19 protein-coding genes and 1 other annotated feature are annotated in these 18,569 nt (G+C 35.9%); of the genes, 7 read left to right on the top strand and 12 right to left on the bottom strand.

What is annotated here, in order from left to right:
* Positions 1 to 12: 12 nt before the first annotated feature.
* Both OEZ61_RS03545 and OEZ61_RS03540 read right to left on the bottom strand, forming a co-directional pair.
* Positions 13 to 549: a hypothetical protein gene (locus OEZ61_RS03545; RefSeq protein WP_034534880.1), complete on the bottom strand. Its 537-nt coding sequence runs from the start codon at positions 547 to 549 to the stop codon at positions 13 to 15.
* Between the two features lie 515 nt (positions 550 to 1,064).
* Positions 1,065 to 1,598: a YiiX/YebB-like N1pC/P60 family cysteine hydrolase gene (locus tag OEZ61_RS03540; RefSeq protein ID WP_290046947.1), complete on the bottom strand. Its 534-nt coding sequence runs from the start codon at positions 1,596 to 1,598 to the stop codon at positions 1,065 to 1,067.
* A gap of 54 nt (positions 1,599 to 1,652) precedes the next feature.
* Between OEZ61_RS03540 and OEZ61_RS03535 the strand changes: the two genes are divergently transcribed.
* Entirely contained in the window at positions 1,653 to 2,021 is a 369-nt protein-coding gene (locus OEZ61_RS03535) for a hypothetical protein (RefSeq protein ID WP_054604655.1), read from the top strand.
* A gap of 23 nt (positions 2,022 to 2,044) precedes the next feature.
* Here OEZ61_RS03535 and OEZ61_RS03530 read toward each other — a convergent pair whose 3' ends face one another.
* Positions 2,045 to 2,656, bottom strand: coding sequence for a histidine phosphatase family protein (locus OEZ61_RS03530; RefSeq protein ID WP_290046946.1), 612 nt, complete (start codon positions 2,654 to 2,656; stop codon positions 2,045 to 2,047).
* A 327-nt stretch (positions 2,657 to 2,983) separates the two neighbouring features.
* Between OEZ61_RS03530 and serC the strand changes: the two genes are divergently transcribed.
* Together serC and OEZ61_RS03520 are read left to right on the top strand one after the other, a co-directional pair.
* A complete protein-coding gene (serC, locus tag OEZ61_RS03525) occupies positions 2,984 to 4,054 on the top strand; it encodes a 3-phosphoserine/phosphohydroxythreonine transaminase (RefSeq protein WP_034534875.1) in 1,071 nt (356 codons plus the stop codon).
* Between the two features lie 5 nt (positions 4,055 to 4,059).
* Entirely contained in the window at positions 4,060 to 5,217 is a 1,158-nt protein-coding gene (locus OEZ61_RS03520; RefSeq protein ID WP_034534873.1) for a 3-phosphoglycerate dehydrogenase family protein, read from the top strand.
* A 25-nt stretch (positions 5,218 to 5,242) separates the two neighbouring features.
* Here the strand turns inward: OEZ61_RS03520 and OEZ61_RS03515 are convergent, their stop codons facing one another.
* From OEZ61_RS03515 to OEZ61_RS03500, 4 genes are all read right to left on the bottom strand, one after another.
* Entirely contained in the window at positions 5,243 to 6,109 is an 867-nt protein-coding gene (locus OEZ61_RS03515) for a hypothetical protein (RefSeq protein ID WP_290046944.1), read from the bottom strand.
* 300 nt (positions 6,110 to 6,409) lie between these two features.
* Positions 6,410 to 7,615, bottom strand: a complete 1,206-nt coding sequence (locus OEZ61_RS03510) for a GH25 family lysozyme (RefSeq protein ID WP_051592278.1) — start codon at positions 7,613 to 7,615, stop codon at positions 6,410 to 6,412.
* A gap of 185 nt (positions 7,616 to 7,800) precedes the next feature.
* A complete protein-coding gene (locus OEZ61_RS03505) occupies positions 7,801 to 8,763 on the bottom strand; it encodes an NAD(P)H-quinone oxidoreductase (protein ID WP_034530929.1) in 963 nt (320 codons plus the stop codon).
* Positions 8,764 to 9,066: 303 nt separating this feature from the next.
* Complete coding sequence (locus OEZ61_RS03500; protein ID WP_034530931.1) at positions 9,067 to 9,459, bottom strand: tautomerase family protein; 393 nt, start codon at positions 9,457 to 9,459, stop codon at positions 9,067 to 9,069.
* Between the two features lie 158 nt (positions 9,460 to 9,617).
* Positions 9,618 to 9,826 (top strand) — a binding site (T-box leader).
* A 58-nt stretch (positions 9,827 to 9,884) separates the two neighbouring features.
* Here OEZ61_RS03500 and asnS point away from each other — a divergent pair.
* Complete coding sequence (gene asnS / locus OEZ61_RS03495) at positions 9,885 to 11,273, top strand: asparagine--tRNA ligase (RefSeq protein WP_034530932.1); 1,389 nt, start codon at positions 9,885 to 9,887, stop codon at positions 11,271 to 11,273.
* A gap of 56 nt (positions 11,274 to 11,329) precedes the next feature.
* A complete protein-coding gene (locus tag OEZ61_RS03490) occupies positions 11,330 to 11,875 on the top strand; it encodes an NAD(P)H-dependent oxidoreductase (protein WP_051592279.1) in 546 nt (181 codons plus the stop codon).
* An 18-nt stretch (positions 11,876 to 11,893) separates the two neighbouring features.
* On the opposite strand, the gene OEZ61_RS03485 is transcribed toward OEZ61_RS03490, so the two are convergent.
* Positions 11,894 to 12,220, bottom strand: coding sequence for a hypothetical protein (locus OEZ61_RS03485; protein ID WP_034532003.1), 327 nt, complete (start codon positions 12,218 to 12,220; stop codon positions 11,894 to 11,896).
* A gap of 175 nt (positions 12,221 to 12,395) precedes the next feature.
* On the opposite strand from OEZ61_RS03485, the gene OEZ61_RS03480 reads away from it, so the two are divergent.
* Positions 12,396 to 12,902, top strand: coding sequence for a DUF308 domain-containing protein (locus OEZ61_RS03480; RefSeq protein WP_290046943.1), 507 nt, complete (start codon positions 12,396 to 12,398; stop codon positions 12,900 to 12,902).
* Between the two features lie 53 nt (positions 12,903 to 12,955).
* Here OEZ61_RS03480 and OEZ61_RS03475 read toward each other — a convergent pair whose 3' ends face one another.
* Together OEZ61_RS03475 and OEZ61_RS03470 are read right to left on the bottom strand one after the other, a co-directional pair.
* Positions 12,956 to 13,825 (bottom strand): GRP family sugar transporter, encoded by an 870-nt coding sequence (locus tag OEZ61_RS03475; RefSeq protein WP_034532000.1) that lies wholly within the window; start codon positions 13,823 to 13,825, stop codon positions 12,956 to 12,958.
* A 239-nt stretch (positions 13,826 to 14,064) separates the two neighbouring features.
* The gene (locus tag OEZ61_RS03470; RefSeq protein WP_034531995.1) at positions 14,065 to 14,955 is read right to left on the bottom strand and encodes a magnesium transporter CorA family protein; all 891 of its coding nucleotides are present in this window, start codon (positions 14,953 to 14,955) and stop codon (positions 14,065 to 14,067) included.
* Between the two features lie 176 nt (positions 14,956 to 15,131).
* Here OEZ61_RS03470 and OEZ61_RS03465 point away from each other — a divergent pair, with 176 nt between their 5' ends.
* Positions 15,132 to 16,463 carry an MFS transporter gene (locus tag OEZ61_RS03465; RefSeq protein WP_225349252.1) on the top strand — a complete coding sequence of 444 codons (1,332 nt, stop codon included), beginning with the start codon at positions 15,132 to 15,134 and terminating at the stop codon, positions 16,461 to 16,463.
* A gap of 49 nt (positions 16,464 to 16,512) precedes the next feature.
* Here the strand turns inward: OEZ61_RS03465 and OEZ61_RS03460 are convergent, their stop codons facing one another.
* Together OEZ61_RS03460 and OEZ61_RS03455 are read right to left on the bottom strand one after the other, a co-directional pair.
* Positions 16,513 to 17,298, bottom strand: coding sequence for a glucose-1-dehydrogenase (locus OEZ61_RS03460; protein ID WP_034531991.1), 786 nt, complete (start codon positions 17,296 to 17,298; stop codon positions 16,513 to 16,515).
* Positions 17,299 to 17,372: 74 nt separating this feature from the next.
* On the bottom strand, positions 17,373 to 18,473 hold the full coding sequence (locus OEZ61_RS03455) for an SLC13 family permease (protein WP_051592280.1): 1,101 nt from the start codon (positions 18,471 to 18,473) through the stop codon (positions 17,373 to 17,375).
* Positions 18,474 to 18,569 lie beyond the last annotated feature (96 nt).

The following is an 18,569-nucleotide window of genomic DNA, read 5'->3' as shown; positions in this document are numbered from 1 at the left end:
GTTTCCCCCTATTTATAGTCCTAGTAGATAGTTTTTAACGATTTCCTTCTTATTATCAGCAAGCTTCTTTTCCAAATATTGGTTAGCTGTTGAATACTTATATAAATCACCAATCTTAATTTGTTCTTTCATATTAGGAATGTTTAGATTTAGATCCTTAAAGAAAGAAGAAGTAAATCGTAAAACATTAACTCCCTTACTATTTAAGTACTTTTCTCGTTTAACAACTTCTGATTCATTGATCATGTAGCATAGATACCATGGATAAATCTTATTGGTATCAACATCTACCTTAATAAAAAAGTCTTTTATGATTTTGCCCTTGTTATGTTCAGAAACAATAGTGGCATCACCTTTTACAACACTGAATAGCATTTGTCCGGTGTATGTAAGAAATGAACTGTCGTCATTATTATGAGTATAATCAGTAGCCATATTGATATCGTTCTTAAAATCAAATGTACTGTATTCTGCATATCCTTCATCATTTTTAATTCTTCCTGAGTTACGTCCATTAGTTAACTCAATTAATTCACCCAACTTGGTCATTTGTATCTCCTCTTTCTGTCGAAATGATTTTCGACAATTTATTTTAGTTAAAATTTTTAATCGCTAATTAATAACGATCGGTTATGTGTTAAATTCTAGAATTAAGTCGAAATCGTTTTCGACAATTTATATACTACATGTCTCATTTTGATATGTCAACACAAAAAAGTCGAAAACGTTTTCGACTTTTATAAATATCTATATTTTCTAATTTTTTATATTGGATATTATAGTGATATTGTATCAAATGCATATTAAGGAGATGCCTTCCATGCCAAACGATGAAGAAATCAAATGAAGTTCTTACAAGGGATATCTTTCTTACCTTGTCTTCTACAACGGCGATGAGGTTGACGAATTAAACGAAGAGTTGTTAAGAGACTTTTCCGCAATCAAAGCTGCTCATATGGACCGAGCATGGATGAACGAAGATTACACTACTATTCGTGAACACCACATATTAGATATGCAAGAATTTCCACAACTATAAAAAAGAAGCCATCATGGCTTCTTTTTTATTGGACAGGTTCAATTAATTTAATCATCTCAGACTCTACTAGTGAATTCGGACTACTACCCATTTCATCTGTTGGCACCGTCATTTCATATTCTTGATAGTACTTTACCCACTCTTTATCAATCTGCTTGTCTGTACCAAATCGCAATGGCATTAATTCAAACACTCCTTCATTTTCAAAGGCATATGTCACCAATTGTGAGCAGTAAAAGCTGTCGTGTTGATTTAAAAATAAATTATTATAGGGCTTTCCCAGCATTGATTTAGCACGAGAAATCACCTCGTCCCTATCGATATCCTTAGTCACTCGATACAAGTCGATACCTTGGTCGTTTCGACCAGATAAAAACTGACTTAGTCTTTGTTGGACAACTCCTCGATTAGGAATCGCATGAATCACAAACTCATCTTCGTTGTTAACGTACACCAATGCTACATGGGAATAGTTGAGATTAATTGATGTTGAATTAGCAATTAAGTTAGAAAATTCGTCTTTCTTTGGTTCGATTAGTAATAAATCCGCATTTTTCATAGTTAAATTCTTTCTTATTTTTAATATTTAAATGATAACATTATCAAGAATTTTATGATAACTGATATTGATAGAAGGAAGGGAAAAACGATTCGTAGAGACGTTGTTACAGGTGGGTTTCAACTCATCGGATCATTTATCAACCTATTCATATTTACATACATAGCTTTACCATTAATTATTGGTGACAATACTAACCAACAGACCATTCTATTGGGTGTATTAATCATCTTTATTAACCTATTCCAGGTTATCTTTACCTTCATTTCTGCCAGTAAGAAGAAACTGCTATCAGCATCGTTTATCATCTTATTGATTGAAATATTCATAATCGGTCTAGGTAGTCACTTTCCGTTTAAAGAAACACTTACCATATCACTATCAACAATTGTGTTAGCAATTCAGATAATGATGTTCGACTAAAAAAGAGCCAATACGGCTCTTTTTTAATACATGCGGTTAAAGTAATCCACGTAGTATTGGTGATTCTTCAATCTAATCTTCGTCACGGAAGTGTTGTCCGGTTCAATCACAGACATTGGATCATCTTGTTGTTTCAATGCCACCAACATGGCTGACTTCACAGTGAAACCGTGTGATACCAAGATGAACTTGCCGTCTGGATACTTCGCAGCGACTTCTTCCATGAATTCTCCAACTCGTTGTTCGACGTGTTCAAAGGTTTCCCCATCAGCTAGTGGTGCATAACTAGGTAACACATCCTTTAGTTCTTCATCGAATACTTCCGGATAAGTCTTCATTAATTCAGCGTTGGATTGACCATCCCACTTGCCGTATGAAATTTCCAACAATCGTTCGTCTTTTTCGATTGGTAGACCGACTCCTGCGTTTAAATAATTAGCTGTATCTTGAGTTCTTTGAAGAGGACTTACATAGATTTTATCAGCAAAACTAACATCAAAATGATCATGTAGATGCTGTACTTGTTGTTTCCCTAAATCAGATAGGTAGGTGATTTCAGAGTTAATCGTCCCCTGCTTTAATCCCTGTTGATTGGCGAATGTTTTACCATGGCGAACAAAATAAAACTCAGTCAAAATAAAACTCTCCTTTCAATGAAACACGTATATTTTTGATTTATTATAACATTTTTGTTTGCAAGCTATTATATGTATGTTAGAATTTGGTTAAATTAAAGGAGGAGGTAATTAAAATGTTAAGAAATGCAAATATTAATAATTTAATTGTCTCTTCCTGGTCTACACATCCATTTATGTAGGCCTATTTATACGAAACTTGTGCCCTGCATAGATGGTTAACATTTTGTGGGGCCATAAAGACAATACACTTGTAATAGTGGCCCCACAGAACTGTCTCTGTGGGGCTTTTTTATTTCGTTTAATCTATTTTTGGGAGTGATAATTGTGACTGTATATAATTTTTCAGCTGGTCCTGCAGTAATGCCGAAACCAGTTATTGAGCAAATCCAACGTGAATTGCCATCGTTTGAAGATAGTGGCATGAGTATTTTAGAGATTTCACACCGTAGCACCCTGTTTGAAAATGTATTAAATGATGCTAAGCAAAACATCAAGGAACTAATGCATGTTCCTGATAACTATCATATTCTTTTCTGCCAAGGTGGTGGGACTGGACAATTTGCAGCCGTTCCACTAAATCTAGCCAATCAAAAAGAAAAGATTGCCTTTTTAGACAGTGGGCACTGGAACAAAAAAGCTTATCAAGAAGCAGAACAACTAGGTTATGGGATCAATGTAATCAAAGATGATGGTCAACTTCCATATCCAAGCGATAATTTTGAAGAGAAACTTTATGATTACTTGCATGTAACCATCAACAACACGATTGAAGGCTCTACATACCATCCCAATCATTTACCAAATGTCAAAAACATTCCATTAGTTGGTGACATGTCATCAAACTTCATGGCTGAAAAATATGATGTAAACGACTTTGGCCTTATCTTTGCGGGTGCACAAAAGAACTTGGCTCCAGCGGGTCTAACCATCGTTATCGTAAGAGACGACCTAATTAATCCAGCCAAACATATTCCAACGATTCTAAACTACGAAGCATATGCCAAGAAGAATTCAATGTTCAACACTCCACCAGTCTTCCCTATCTATGCTGCGAAGCTAACCACCCAATGGTTATTGGACAACGGTGGAATTGCTGAAATGGAAAAACGCGATATTAAAAAAAGCAGTATGCTATACGACTATCTTGATCAATCAAAACTATTCCATAACAACGTCAAAAAAGATGAACGCTCATACACCAACATCGTCTTCACTACCAATGACGATGACTTAGACGCACAATTCGTCGACTTCGCGGCCGACAACGACCTAGTCAGTCTAAAGGGGCACAGAAGTATCGGTGGACTTCGTGCCAGCCTGTACAACGCAATGTCGCTCGAAGGTGTTGAAAAACTAATTGATGTCCTAACTAAATTCGAACAAAATCGGGGGTAATAATTATGTATAACGTTAAAACTTTTAATGCAATCTCACAGGATGGTTTAGATAAATTCAGTAATAAGTACCAAATCAACCAGAGCGAAAATCCTGACGCATATCTAATCAGGTCAGCTAATATGTTAGACGCTGAATTTCCAGATAGCTTAAAGATAATTGTCAGAGCTGGTGCTGGTTTTAATAACCTTCCCATCAATCGATTATCAGAATTAGGCATCGCCGCCTTCAACACTCCTGGAAGTAACGCCAATGCCGTTAAGGAAGTCGTCTTATCAATGATTATCGCGTCTGTCCGTCACCTCTTCCCCGTAGCAAACTTCTCAGCCAATAATTTACACGCTGACATTTCAAAAAAGAAGAAGATTGATCCGCGTTTCAAAGGAACCGAAATCAGAGATAAAACATTAGCCGTGATTGGTTTAGGTCATGTCGGTTCACTGGTTGCCAACGCCGCCAACGACTTAGGCATGGATGTTGTCGGATACGACCCCTACCTATCATCAGACGCTGCATGGCGCATCGAAAGTGATATCACTCGTGCTAATACTTTAGAGGACGCAATTAAAGATGCCGATATCGTAACCATCCATGTTCCTAAGAACGATGAAACTACTGACCTAATCGACGCAAACGCAATCAAGCAAATGAAACCTGGCATAAGCATCCTAAACTATGCTCGTCTAGGCATCGTCAATAACCAAGCAGTCGTTGATGCTTTGGACGAGGGAAAAGTTGCTTCATACATTACTGACTTTGGCGATGACGTCTTAATGAACCGCGAAGACGTTGTCATCACCCCACACATTGGTGGATCAACTGTCGAAGCCGAAGGAAACGGTGCTGTCAGAGGGGCCAAGATTATCCAGCGTTATCTAGAAACTGGTAACCTATCTCAATCATTGAATCTACCAAACATGAATGTTTCAATGCACTCACCTTATCGAATCACTTTGATTCATAAGAATATCCCAAACATGGTTGGTCAAATCGCCACTAAATCTGCTCAAAACAACTTTAACATTAACCAAATGAGTAATGGCGCTAAAGGTGAAATGGCCTATACTATGGTTGATTTTTGCGACGAACCAACCAATCAACTATTAAATGATTTACAATCCATTAATGAAGTCATTCGAGTTCGCGTTATTAAACGAAAATAAAAAAAGGAGCTCTTTGAGCTCCTTTTTATCTGTACTTAGTATCAGCTGATAAGATAACAATGTTTACTTGAACGGTATAAGCAGTTCTAATCACTCTTAATCCAATTCCATAGTATCTTAGTCCGTTTGCTTCGTTACCCAACAATTGTGTCTTATGGCTATCACCAGATGCACCGTCGTCAGTAATCATTTCGTTAAAATACTTAACGTAATCTGCGATGTGGTAGTAGTTCTTGTCTAAGGTGGCGTAACCATTAGATTCATAGATGTCATTTTGATTCTTAACTATCTTCATTCTTTGTCCATCTAAGATAGCAGCTTCTTGACGATGGCGTTTTCCATCTCTAGTAGTGTAGTGAGATGCTTCCCCCATTGTTGGATCGACATAGTTGGCTTTTTCTTGAGCCACCTTGTTTAATCCATTGCTAGAAACCCACGATCCATTACCAGTCTTTTTTCTTTGTCCTTGAACAAAGTTAATGAACTTAGCCCTGATTCGTGACTTGATTTGACTGTCGGATAACTGGGATAATTGACGATTATCTAAGTCTGATGAATCACTAATACGAGGTGATAGTTGATATGTTGATTTGGTAGTAATCTTTCTCTTCACAACATATAAATCGGAGGATTTCATCCAGCCTGATTTTGTTCCATTCGCGCTTTGGACAAGTTTATATGTAATCTTCTTAACCTTAGCAGATTTCTTTTCGTATAGTGATTCTTTTCCGAAGTATTTTTTAGCGGATTTAGTTTTAATCTTTTTAATTTTATGTGTGTCGTATAATTTAGCATCTTTCTTTAAACTAACCTGTGTATCGTTTGATGCATTAGCATGTGTTACATTTGTCATTATTAGTGCTGATGAAATGATTCCTACAATCATCACCATTTTTAAAAGTTTTTTCAGTGGTAAAATTTTCCTATCCTCTCTTCATTTCTTAATTTTTTCTTAAGATTACTAACAAATTATATAATGTTTCATAAGATTAAGAAAGATGTAAGATGGTTAATTTTTTATTAAGTAAATTTGTATTTTTTATACATTTATTATATAAACAGAAGCACAGATAACAGTTTAATAATGATTGTCATTATTTTTTATACATTTTTCTAATGAAAAAGTTTAAATTTTTTATCAATTTTTTCGCGCAAAAAAAGACATCGTGTCTAAACGATGCCTTTTTATTTACTAAATTCCACGTTGGTAAATCCAACCAATGAACTTACCTTCGTAATAGCATTTGTAGTAATAAGTCTTCCAACCATCTTTAATTGCACGACCGGTAATGTGGACAGTTTTACCAGCATAATCCTTTGCAGTTCCAGTTGTCTTAAAATCAGCGAAATGGCTTTGTGTTACATGGTTGTAGAATCTGTAGTTACTATTTAGTTTAACTTTTTTATGCATGTTAACTTTGGAATAACTAATGTGTGGACCCAATCCATTTTGGTTGATCCAACCTAATAACTTACCATTTTCGTATGCACGGTAATAAGTTCGACCGTTTACGTTTGCCTTTAAATCTACCGTTACATTCTTACCATGGAATGTACGACCATAGTGAGTTCTGTGAAGTTCACTAAAGTAATTGTTTCCAGGAACATGGTTGTAGAAGTTATACTTAACGGCTGTCTTCACAGTCAATGTCTTGTTTTCTTTTGTGTATGTCACATTGGATTTTGGCTTACTTGGCTTGTTATTATTACTTTTATTTGTTGTTGCATCAATAAACCAAGAGCTATTCTTTTGTGTTAATACACTGGCATCAACATATTGGTTCAATGCTGGAGAATAGAAATGATCTGTGTATTGCCATAAAACATGTTCTCTTTGTGGTTCATTTGTTTGGTAAGCTGCTAACCAATAACCATCATATGAACTAACAGCATCTGAAGCATGAGAAACCATGAAGCTTTGGTATGAGTAGAAAAGAATCTTTCTATTACCAACTAGTGGTCTCAATGCATCCACCCATGCTTTGGTAGCGGCATTAGTTCCACCTGACTTAACAGTTTGTTGTTCATAATCGTTAACATAGAATCTAGCTTCTGGAGCACGACTGTATAACGTTTTTGCCTCACTAGCAGCATCTGAAGGACTAGTGTATTGACTAAATGAATATACACCATATGGGACACCATACTTCTTCATTAAAGCAACGTTGTGGGCAAAGGTCTTATCATTGTAGGCACTACCGAATTGAACACGAAGAATTACGAAAGGTACTTCGTTCTTCAACTTCTTCACTTGACTATCAGTGAAGTTACCTTGCCATTCAGATAAATCGTAAACGTTGTTGGATACGGCATTACTCCTCACGGAAGTGACAGAAATGCATAGAAATCCAATCAACGCAACCCCAAAACTCATCAATAAATACTTTAGTTTATACATACTCTCATCCTTTAACAATTATGATTATCTCTATTGTACAATCTAAATATTGCGAGAATGATATACACAAGTTACAATTTTTCCCAATTTCTTTACAAATTATTAAATGTTTGGTTACAAATTGTAAAATTTTTAATCTTGACATTTTTCAAAACAATAAAAAAACGCCCATATTAGGCGTCTTTCTACTTAACATTTAAGATGATTTTACCGGTATTTTGTTTTTCACGCATACATGTTAAAGCTTGTTCTGATTCAGATAAATCAAATTCATTGCTTACATATAGCTTAATTTTATCATCCGCTAACAAATCATACACGTCATTGCTAAAATCATTAATCAATTGGGCTTTATACTCACTACTTCTGGGTGAAAGCAAAGTTCCAGTAATGGTGATTCTCTTCCCAATAACGTCCATGATATCAACGTCTTTGATTTCACTTCCACCAAGATTACCAATTAGGATGATTTGTCCGTCCAGTGCAACTGACTTAATGTTTTGTTGATAATAACTGGCACCGATGAAGTCCAAGATTAAGTCGGCACCGTGACCATCGGTAATTCTTTGGACCTCTTCTGCAAAGTCGCTATTGCGGTAATCAATTGCGTGATCTGCACCATATTCCAAACAGATATCAACCTTTTTAGTGCTTGAAGTTGTAATGACTGTTGCTTTAGTCAGCTGCTTAACCAATTGAATTGCAGCAATTCCTACACCACTAGCTCCCGCATGAATTAAAACAGTTTGATTATCATGCAGATCTCCGATGGTAAATAGCGTTTGATAAGCGGTTAGAAAACTCTCTGGAATCGTGGCCGCTTTCTTGTAATCAATGTTGGCTGGAATTGGCATTAATCGTTCTGCCGGAACTGCGATGTATTCAGCATATCCACCGTTATCTATCAATCCCATTACGCGATTTCCTACATTATACTTAGTATTGTTTCCGTCAACGACTTCACCAGCCATTTCCAAACCTAAAATTGTATCGTCTGGTTTAACCTTTTGATCCGCCCATAACAAATCAACATGGTTCACTCCGACTGCATGGATTTTGACCAAAACATCCCCATCTTTTAGTTCTGGCATGGGGGCATCAACCAATGAATTCAATTTTTTTGCACTGGCAATATTAACCACTTTCATATATATAAACCTCACTCTTTTATTTTCATTTAAGATAGACAACATGTCTAATTGTTGTGATTGCTAGTTTCTAACAAAATATATTAGCTACTTTTAACCCAGTGATTAAATTATATTTATTTCATTTAATATTCCTACTTACATATCTTATACTTTGTTACTAAACTTTTAGTTAACGATGCCACCACATCGTGCTATTATCGACTTGAAGCTGATAACTTGATACACCTTTTCAACTCAGCTTGTTATCTTAACTTACAAACTAACTCTACATAAAAAGTGCGGCTCAATAACCGCACTTTTTTATTTTAGTGGACCATCAATAAATTGAGCGACCCCGTTTCCAAAACTCCAGTCCTCATCGGTATTGGTAGTTAGGTTAATCATCAAGTCGGTCTTTTTAATCCCTAGCTTGTCTTCTAGTTGTTCGGCCAAGTCGTGGTAGAACTTTAACTTTTGTTCCTTAGTTCTTGGTCTAGTGGTAAGACTAAATACGACAACGTCGTTAGTACGATTGAATCCTAATCCGGTATCTAAGATGTTCATTTCGAAGTCTTCATGTTGAGTTAGAATTTGGTATCTATCTCCGTCTGGAGCACCGAAGCAGTCTAACATGACATGGTAGGAAATATCCATTAGTTGTTTTAAGTAATCACGGTCGTGGCCCTTGATTACATCAATATTCATTTTTGGCATTTTGCGTTCTCCTTACATAAAATAAGTATTTGATGAAACCATTATCCAATATGTACATATATAATGCAATCAATATGCTTTTTTGTCTTTGCCCTACTTTTATATTGTAATTAATGTCAAAATAGTGGTAATATTTAATTGTGAAAAATAGTTAATATGATAGAACTATAAATACGGATGAGTAGTTGATGAATCTTATCAGCGAGTTAAGGATAGTGAGAGCTTAATAATACTTTCATCAATGAATAACACCTATTTGTTTTCGTTTTGAATCTTTAGTAGAAACGAACGCACATCAAAGCGTTATTTGATTGAGTGGCCTATTTATAGGCACTTTAGGTGGTACCGCGGAACTTTCGTCCTAATTTTGGGGCGGAAGTTTTTTATTTACCGCTATTTATAGTTTACGGAAAGGCGTGAATCACATGACACAACTAAGTGTTAAGGATCTATATACTAAAGATTTAGAAGACAACACAACAGTTTCTCTTGAAGGTTCAATTAAGACCATTCGTGGTTCAAAAAACATCAGTTTTATCGAATTAAACGATGGTTCTTGCTTCAAGAGTGCTCAAATTATCGTTAAAAAGAGTAACGAAAACTTTGAACAAATCAGTAAGCTTCCAATCGCTTCAACAATCACTGTTGAAGGTGCCTTTGTGAAGACTCCAGATGCTCCTCAACCTTTTGAAGTGCACGGAGAAAAAGTAGAACTAGTTGGTCGTTCAGACTCTGACTACCCTCTACAAAAGAAGAAGACTTCTTACGAATTCCTACGTACTATCGCTCACTTGCGTCCACGTACTAATACTTTCTACTCAGTATTTAGAATTCGTTCACTAGCTGCATTTGCAGTTCACGAATACCTACAACACAATGACTTTGTTTACGTTAACACCCCAATCATCACAAGTAGTGATACTGAAGGTGCCGGTGAAATGTTCAGAGTTACAACTATGGACATGGATAACCTTCCAAAGGATGATCAAGGTCACGTAGACAACTCAAAGGACTTCTTCAAGACTGAAACTAACCTAACTGTTAGTGGTCAACTTCCAGAAGAAGCATTTACTATGGCATTCAAGAATGTGTACACTTTCGGTCCTACTTTCAGAGCTGAAAACTCACACACTCCTCGTCATGCTTCAGAATTCTGGATGATTGAACCAGACATGGCATACACTCGCCTACCAGGTATGATGGATGTCGCTGAAGGTTTACTAAAATACGTTATCAACTACGTTTTAGATCATGCTAAGGATGAACTAGAATTTTTGGACGAAAACGTTAAACCAGGACTAATTGAAAAACTACAAAAGACTGCTAGCGAAGACTTCGCTCGTGTTACTTACACTGACGCCGTTAAGTTACTTCAAGAAGCAGATGTAGAATTCAAGGTTCCAGTTGAATGGGGAATTGATTTACAATCAGAACACGAAAGATACTTGTGTGAAGATGTCTACAAACGCCCTACTTTCTTAACTGATTACCCAAGAGATATCAAGGCATTCTACATGCGTGATAACGACGATGGTAAGACCGTTGCCGCTGCTGACTGTTTAGTACCAGGTATTGGTGAAATCGTTGGTGGTAGTGAACGTGAAGAACGTTACGATGTCTTAAACAATAAGATCAAAGAATTTGACTTAAACCCAGAAGAATATGACTGGTACGAAGACCTACGTAAGTACGGTGAAATCAAGCATTCCGGTTTCGGTATTGGTTTTGAACGTCTAGTTATGTACGTTACTGGTATGGAAAACATCAGAGATGTTATCCCATTCCCACGTGAACCAGGTAGCGCTAAATTCTAATAAGTTTTAAAAAGAGCATTCGTTTAGAATGCTCTTTTATTAAAGGAGATTTTATGATGAAAAAAGTTGGTATCATCATTGGTAGTAGTCGTCCTAGCAGAATCAGTCCAGAAATCGCGGATTGGTTAAAACAACGACTATCTTCAGATAAGTTTGAAACAGAAATGATTGATTTAGCTAAAGTGAACCTTCCATTCTTAGATGAAGAAGAGGTTCCAGCCAAGCAAGAATACAAACAAAAACACAGTATTGAATGGAGCAACAAGATCAAATCATTGGATGCGATCGTATTACTATTTCCTCAATACAACTGGAGTTTCCCCGCTGTCTTAAAGAATGCGGTCGATTACTTGGCTGCTGAATGGAAAAACAAAATTGTGGCGCTAGTAACCTATGGAAGCCACGGTGGACTTCAAGCACAAATGTCTTTTAACATGCTTGCAGTTGGATTAAAGATGCAACCTACCATCGTCAATCCACTGCTAACCATAAACGGTGAAATGTTCGATGAAAATAATCACTTCAAAGACATTAACGCAGACTTCTCCTCTCAAGCATACAAGGTTGAACTACTAAAAGAAGAACTAAACCATCTTCTATAAACAAAAAAGACAAGCAGATTATTCTGCCTGTCTTTTTATTTTGCCATCAGGATTAATCTCAAAAATCCCTAAATCACCCTCGTTACCCGCTTGGATTTCTTCTTTTGAGATTGCTTGGACAATGAATAATAAATCATCGACATCAAAGCCACGTGGCACCATGATTAGTTGATCGTCTTCTTTGGCTAAGTATTTTGCCAGTGCCTTTTCGGCATCAACAAATGTTTCAATCTTGGCTGATTGATTAACTAAATTCGTGTCTGGAAAGAAGTACCCAAATTCACCCCTGAACTTAACCTTGATGAGGTTTTTGTGACGTTCTAAAACTGTAATTACTCTACCCATCGTGTTCCCCTCAATCGTTTTAATAACCACAATTATACCGATAATTCACGATTGTTTAAAATATTTTAGCTTTTCACCATAAACGTTAAAAATTCTTTAAATTACGCGGCATAATAATTTTGTTGTATTAATTTGAATTATAATTAGGTTAAGCCAACTAAAAGAGGTGAAATTCATGAATAGAATCAATGAATTTGATCCATTCTCATTTATTGTCGGTATCTTAGGTGTAATTGCTGGAATTATTTCAGTATCTAGACCTGATGTAGCATTTAGTACTGTCGTACTTATCGTTGCAGTATTTTCAATCATTAGGGGTATTTTCAAGCTTACCCACATGACTGATATCTTCGACTCAAAGGGTTGGATCATTTTTAACAGTATTTTGGATATCTTAATCGGTGTCTTAATGCTATTCAACGGCGTATTCGGTATGTTATACATTGCAATCTTCTTTGCAATCATGTTCATCCTGGACTCACTAACCGCATTATCACTTGCCAAATATGTTAAAAACGTTAGCCACGGTTACTACATTATGGATGTAATCTTTGCTATCCTAGGTGTAATCGTTGGTATTTTATTACTAATTTCTCCAGTGGCATCTGCTCTATCAGTTGCTTTCTTGGTTGGAATTTTCTTCCTAGTGAGCGGAATCTTAATGATCGTTCATTCAATTTAAATCCAATAAAAGAAGACCTACCAATAATTGGTAGGTCTTTTTTGTATGTTTAATTATTCTAAGTGACCGATTAGGATTGCGGCAACCACAATCATTATTAGACCGATAACTGTAAAGATGATTTCTTTTCTGTTTTTGTTTTCCTTTAGGATAATTAGACCACCTAAAGTTGAAACAACAACGTTCATTTGAGTTAATGGGAATGCGTTAGCAACACCATTTAACTTCAATGAAGTTAGGTATGCTAGAGTACCTAGTCCACCCAGTAAACCAATAATTCCACTCTTGAATGTAACCTTTGACTTTAGGTAACCAAGTGCTTCTTTACCGTTCAATACGAATGTAACGATAACAGCACCTAGAAACATACCGAATGTTTGTGGTAATAATCCAACTAATCCAGAAGCATTAGTAATTCTTGGAAATACTGAACATGCAGTGTATCCGAATGATCCGATGATTAGTAGAGGCATACCAGCCTTGTAATCAAGTTTCTTTCTAACAACTCCCTTGTCAACGTAACTAGTACAAGTAGTTCCTAGAATCAATAGTGCGATACTTAAGAAACCGATTAACTTAGCTAAAGGTGATCCCCATTCACCAAAGAAGATAACTCCACAAAGTGGAATTTCAATTAATTGAAGACCAGTTGAGATAGGCATTGCAGTAGAAACATTCATCTTAGTAAATGAGCTGAATTGCATGTATTGAGCAACTGCCCATGCAACCCCACCTAAGAATGGCCATAGGAATTCTTGAAATGAAATAGCAGGTCTAGTAAATAGGTAAATAATTATACCAATTGCTAATTGACCATATCCAGTTCCTAACACTTGTTCAACAGGTTTACCACCAAACTTGGTAGCGATTAGTGGTCCTACCCCCCATAGAAGAGCAGGTAATATTCCGATTAAGATATCCATCTTAACACTTCCTTTTTTATACTCTGATTATAATTATAATTTTTGTTTTTCTTCTAGTGTAGCAATGCAATAGCTATACTCCACCATTTAACATTTTTCATTATACATTCATTCTAATGCATAGTAAAGCGCTTACATTAATTAATTGTCACTTTTACCTTTTCTTAATATTTCACATCACTTTCCTTTCCTAATTCAAACAAAAAGCCAACTATGAAAACATAATCAGCTTTGTGATTTTATAAATCGTGATGTTTCTTTAGGTAGTAAATCATCCAATAAATAATAACTACAGTGATAACCAATGTGAAGAACCATGACCAACTGCTATTAGCGAATGGAAGGACATTCACATTCATCCCATAGAATCCACTAATAATTGGTGGGATTGCTAGGATTAATGACCAAACAGTCAACACCTTCATAACATCATTTAGATTATTATTAATGATATTACTGTATGTATCTTCAATCTGACTAACGATTTCGTCTAGCACATCAAACATATACTTGCTTTCTTCGTATTCAACAGCAACGTCGTCAATATGTTGATCTTGACGTTGGTTAAATGAAATCGGAATTTCAAAGTTATCACTAGACTTTTGTAGTTGATTAATCGACATAATATTGGCAGCAGTAGCCGTCTTTAAATATACCAAGTCATTTTTTAGAATTGCTATTTCATTCAAGTGTCGATTATTGACACTGTTTTTACTACGTTTATTTTGTAGATTTTCCACAGATTCATTAATCTGATCTAGTTTATTCATGTATGGCTTGTTGATTCGTTGCAACATATTAAATACCATATCAAACTTATTACATCTAGTTTCTTGTTTGATACGGTATCTTGAATCACTCTTGGTAATAATTAAATCATTGGTAAAAGCAATGACAACCGGTGAAGTTTGTACATTTTCATCTTGTCCACTAATTAGTGCGCGCATAATCATGACAGAATACTTTTTGACCGGATCATATTCAAAACGAGAATGTTCATGGGCATCTAACATATACCCTTTTAAGATATTTGGTAGTTTGTATTTATCGATGGTTTCAACAACTTCTTTGGTGTTGGCATCGACCATTTCAACCCATGTTGAATCAGTTAGTTGATGAATTTTAATCAATTAAAATTGCCCCCTTTTATTTCGCACGCCAATATATTTTTAATTATTCCAGTATCACTTTCATCCGTCAAATCATTACATTAATCTTAAAAAAAATTTATGATATACTTCTTTAAGTATAAATATAGGAAAGGAAATGATTTATTATCAGCAATTATATCAAAGTCGCATTATTGATGGCTTCAAGTCTATTCATGCAATTTTTAGATGCGACAATCGTAACAACTGCTTTACCGTACATTGGAAGAAGTCTAAATGTGCCTACTTCTTCACTTTCATTAACGGTAAGTATCTACTTTATTACTATGGCTATCTTCATCCCATTAAGCGGGTGGATTGCTAAACGAATTGGTAAGAAAAATGCTTGGCTATTAGCAACCCTACTATTCGTCTTAAGTTCATTAGGTGATGCTGTTGCACCTACCTTCTCATTCCTATTAGCGAGTCGTTTCATCCAGGGTTTTGCCGGATCACTAATGACTCCTACCGCTCGTTTAATCATGTTGGAAAAGACACCGTCAAACCAACTACTTAGAATGGCTAACTACCTAGTATGGCCTGCTCTAATTGCTCCGGCAATTGCCCCTATCATCGGTGGATTCTTCGTTAAGTATCTTACTTGGCAATGGATTTTCTTAATCAACGTGCCAATCGGTTTATTAGCAATTATTATCGGTATTAAGTTAGTTGAAAAAGATACTAAAAAGAGCAGCACTAAGTTTGATTTCCTAGGCTTTATCGAAATCGCTATCTCATCTGGTTTTATCCTAATCGGTGCTGAAATTGCCACTTATGGTAGAGAATACTGGCCTACAGCTGGTATCTTGGTATTAATCGGTCTATTAATGATCCTAGTGGTCGGTCATCATTTATCACATGTGGATAACCCACTATTTGATATTAAGGCCTTAAAGGTCAGCTCATTTAGAATCTATCAAACCGGTGGAACATTCCTATGGTTATCTGTTGGTGCTCTTCCTTACCTATTAACAGTGTACTTACAAACCGTATTCCACTGGTCAGCATTGGTTGCTGGATACTATGTCATTTTCGTTTTCATCGGAAACATTGGTATCAAGCCATTTACAAACGTAATTATCAGACATATTAAGTACAAAGCTTCATTATTAATAGCATTATTTACTGTTGGAATCAGTACTGCTGCATTGGCATGGATTCAACCCACTACAATCGGTTTTATTATTGCTGGTCTAGCATTTATTTCAGGTTGTGGTCGTTCACTAGCACTTACCTGCTACAATGCCGTTACGTTCTCTGAAATTCCAATGGATGAAAGAAACTCAGCTAATACATTAAGTTCTGTATTACAAACCATGGCACAAGGTTTAGGAGTTTCATTAATCACCGTGGTTGTGTCAGCACTATCTAGTTTTGTTAGTGTTAATACCGCATACGAATATGGATTCATTTTCTTAGGAATCCTAATGTTATACCCAATCATAGAAGTATTTATTCAACCTCGTGATTTCGGTAGCAAGGCATTATAGAAGTAAAAAAAGATGGTATCAAATCGATACCATCTTTTTTTGTGGAATTTTATCCACGACCCTCTTTAAATTCTGGGTATAGTTTCATACCACCATCAACATAAATGGTTTCACCAGTTACGTATGATGATTCTGTAGAAGCTAACCATGCAGCGGCAGCAGCCACTTCTTCTGGTTTACCAATACGATTCATTGGAACTAATTCAGCAGTTTGTGCGTATAATTCTGGATCTGCGAACTTCTTAGCATTGATTGGTGTGTTAATTGCACCTGGTGCAATTCCGTTTACACGAATACCTTGTTCAGCATATTCCTTAGCAACTGTTTCGGTGAATAGTTTGCTACCACCCTTAGATGCAGCATAATCTGCAAAGTGTGGCCATGAAATCAATTGGTGAACTGAAGACATGTTAATAATGTTTCCTTCACGCTTGTGATCTAAGAAATAATTCAATGCGGCCTTAGTACCTAAGAAAGTACCGGTTAGGTTAACATCAATTACTCGTTTCCAATCTTCAAGCGCTAACTTGTGAGTTGGAGTTTCCTTTTCCATTCCAGCATTGTTGATGAATAGGTCCATATCACCAAATTCTTCAATAGCTGTCTTAACTAACTTGTTGACATCTTCTTCTTTTGAAACGTCAGCTTGAACGGCAACTGCGTCTCCCCCGTTTTCACGAATTTGGTCGACGGCTTCTTGTGCTCCATTTTGATCTGAATGATAGTTGAACACTAACTTCATGTGTTCTTGTGCCAAACGAAGTGCAATGGCCTTACCAATTCCCTTTGAGGCACCAGTAACTACTGCTACCTTTCCATTTAAATCTGTGTACATTAAAATCATTCCTTTCCAAAAGAATTCATTATTTTAATTATGACACAAATTCCACAAAATGAAATTTTCTGACATTAAATTAAGATAATCTTTAACAATGACAACACTAACAATAATATTAAGTTGATGAAAGTAAATCCCTTCAAAAATTTGCCACTTGCATACGCTGCATTCAGCGAAACTTGTTTGTATGCCAATAAATTAGCCAGTGAGGCAACCAATGTTCCAAGTCCACCAATCGACACTCCATAATAGATCGACGTAAAATCAGCAGAAAATTTGGACAATAACACGGCTGTTGGAACATTACTAATGAACTGACTGGTTACGATGGAAGTTAAATAGGTATGAATGCCATCTTGGGTGAACTGATGAATCAATGAAACCACCAGATCAATGCGGCTTAACATCCCCACAATCAAGAAAAAGAAGACAAAGGACAATAGTAGTGAGTAATCCACATCGGCAATGCTTTTAGGCGAAAACATTTCGACTACCACTAGAGTAATCAATGTATCAATCCAAATTGAGAACAACGAGAACTGTGCTAGCAAGACTAGAACAAATAATCCGGCAATCATCAATAGATGAATTTTATTAATTTTAATGTCTTTAGTTGGTGTTTCTTGTAGCGGTTTATTTTCACTGAAGACAATTAGTACCACCATTGAAAGCATCCCCATCACCAAAAATATCAATGAGTTCGCAAAAAACGATTGAATAGAGACATGGTAAAACTCAACTAAGAACACATTTTGTGGATTTCCAATCGGTGTAAACGCACTCCCTAAGTTAGCAGCAATCGTAATTAACACGGTGGGATAAACTATCGATAGGTTTAACTGTTTCGCAATCAAAATATATAGTGGCACTAGCGTAATGATAGAAACATCATTGGTCACAAACATCGACAAAACAAAGGATGTGATTGTAATGTAAGCAGTTATTTGGCGTGTTGTTTGGACATGGTTTATAATCGAGTTACTTATGTAAGCTAAAATATTTGCTCGTTTAACTAGCGAGATGATTAACATTAGATTAAACAAGATCATGATGGTGTCTAAATCAATGTCTTTGAGATTCATTGGTTTAAATATTAATAGGATTAAAAAGATTGCAACTACAATCTTTAAGACCGTATCAGAGATAATATTTTTGAAAATTGTTCGTATCAATTTTTGTACACCGTCCTGGGAATAATATTATTTTTACTAACCTATAATTTAACATTTTAGGGAATGTTTTTCAGATTTTTCTTTAAACTAGCTTAA

This window comes from Apilactobacillus sp. EABW-1NA (assembly GCF_030398685.1).
Lineage (GTDB): Bacteria > Bacillota > Bacilli > Lactobacillales > Lactobacillaceae > Apilactobacillus > Apilactobacillus waqarii.
This window is presented reverse-complemented; position numbering and strand designations above follow the sequence as displayed.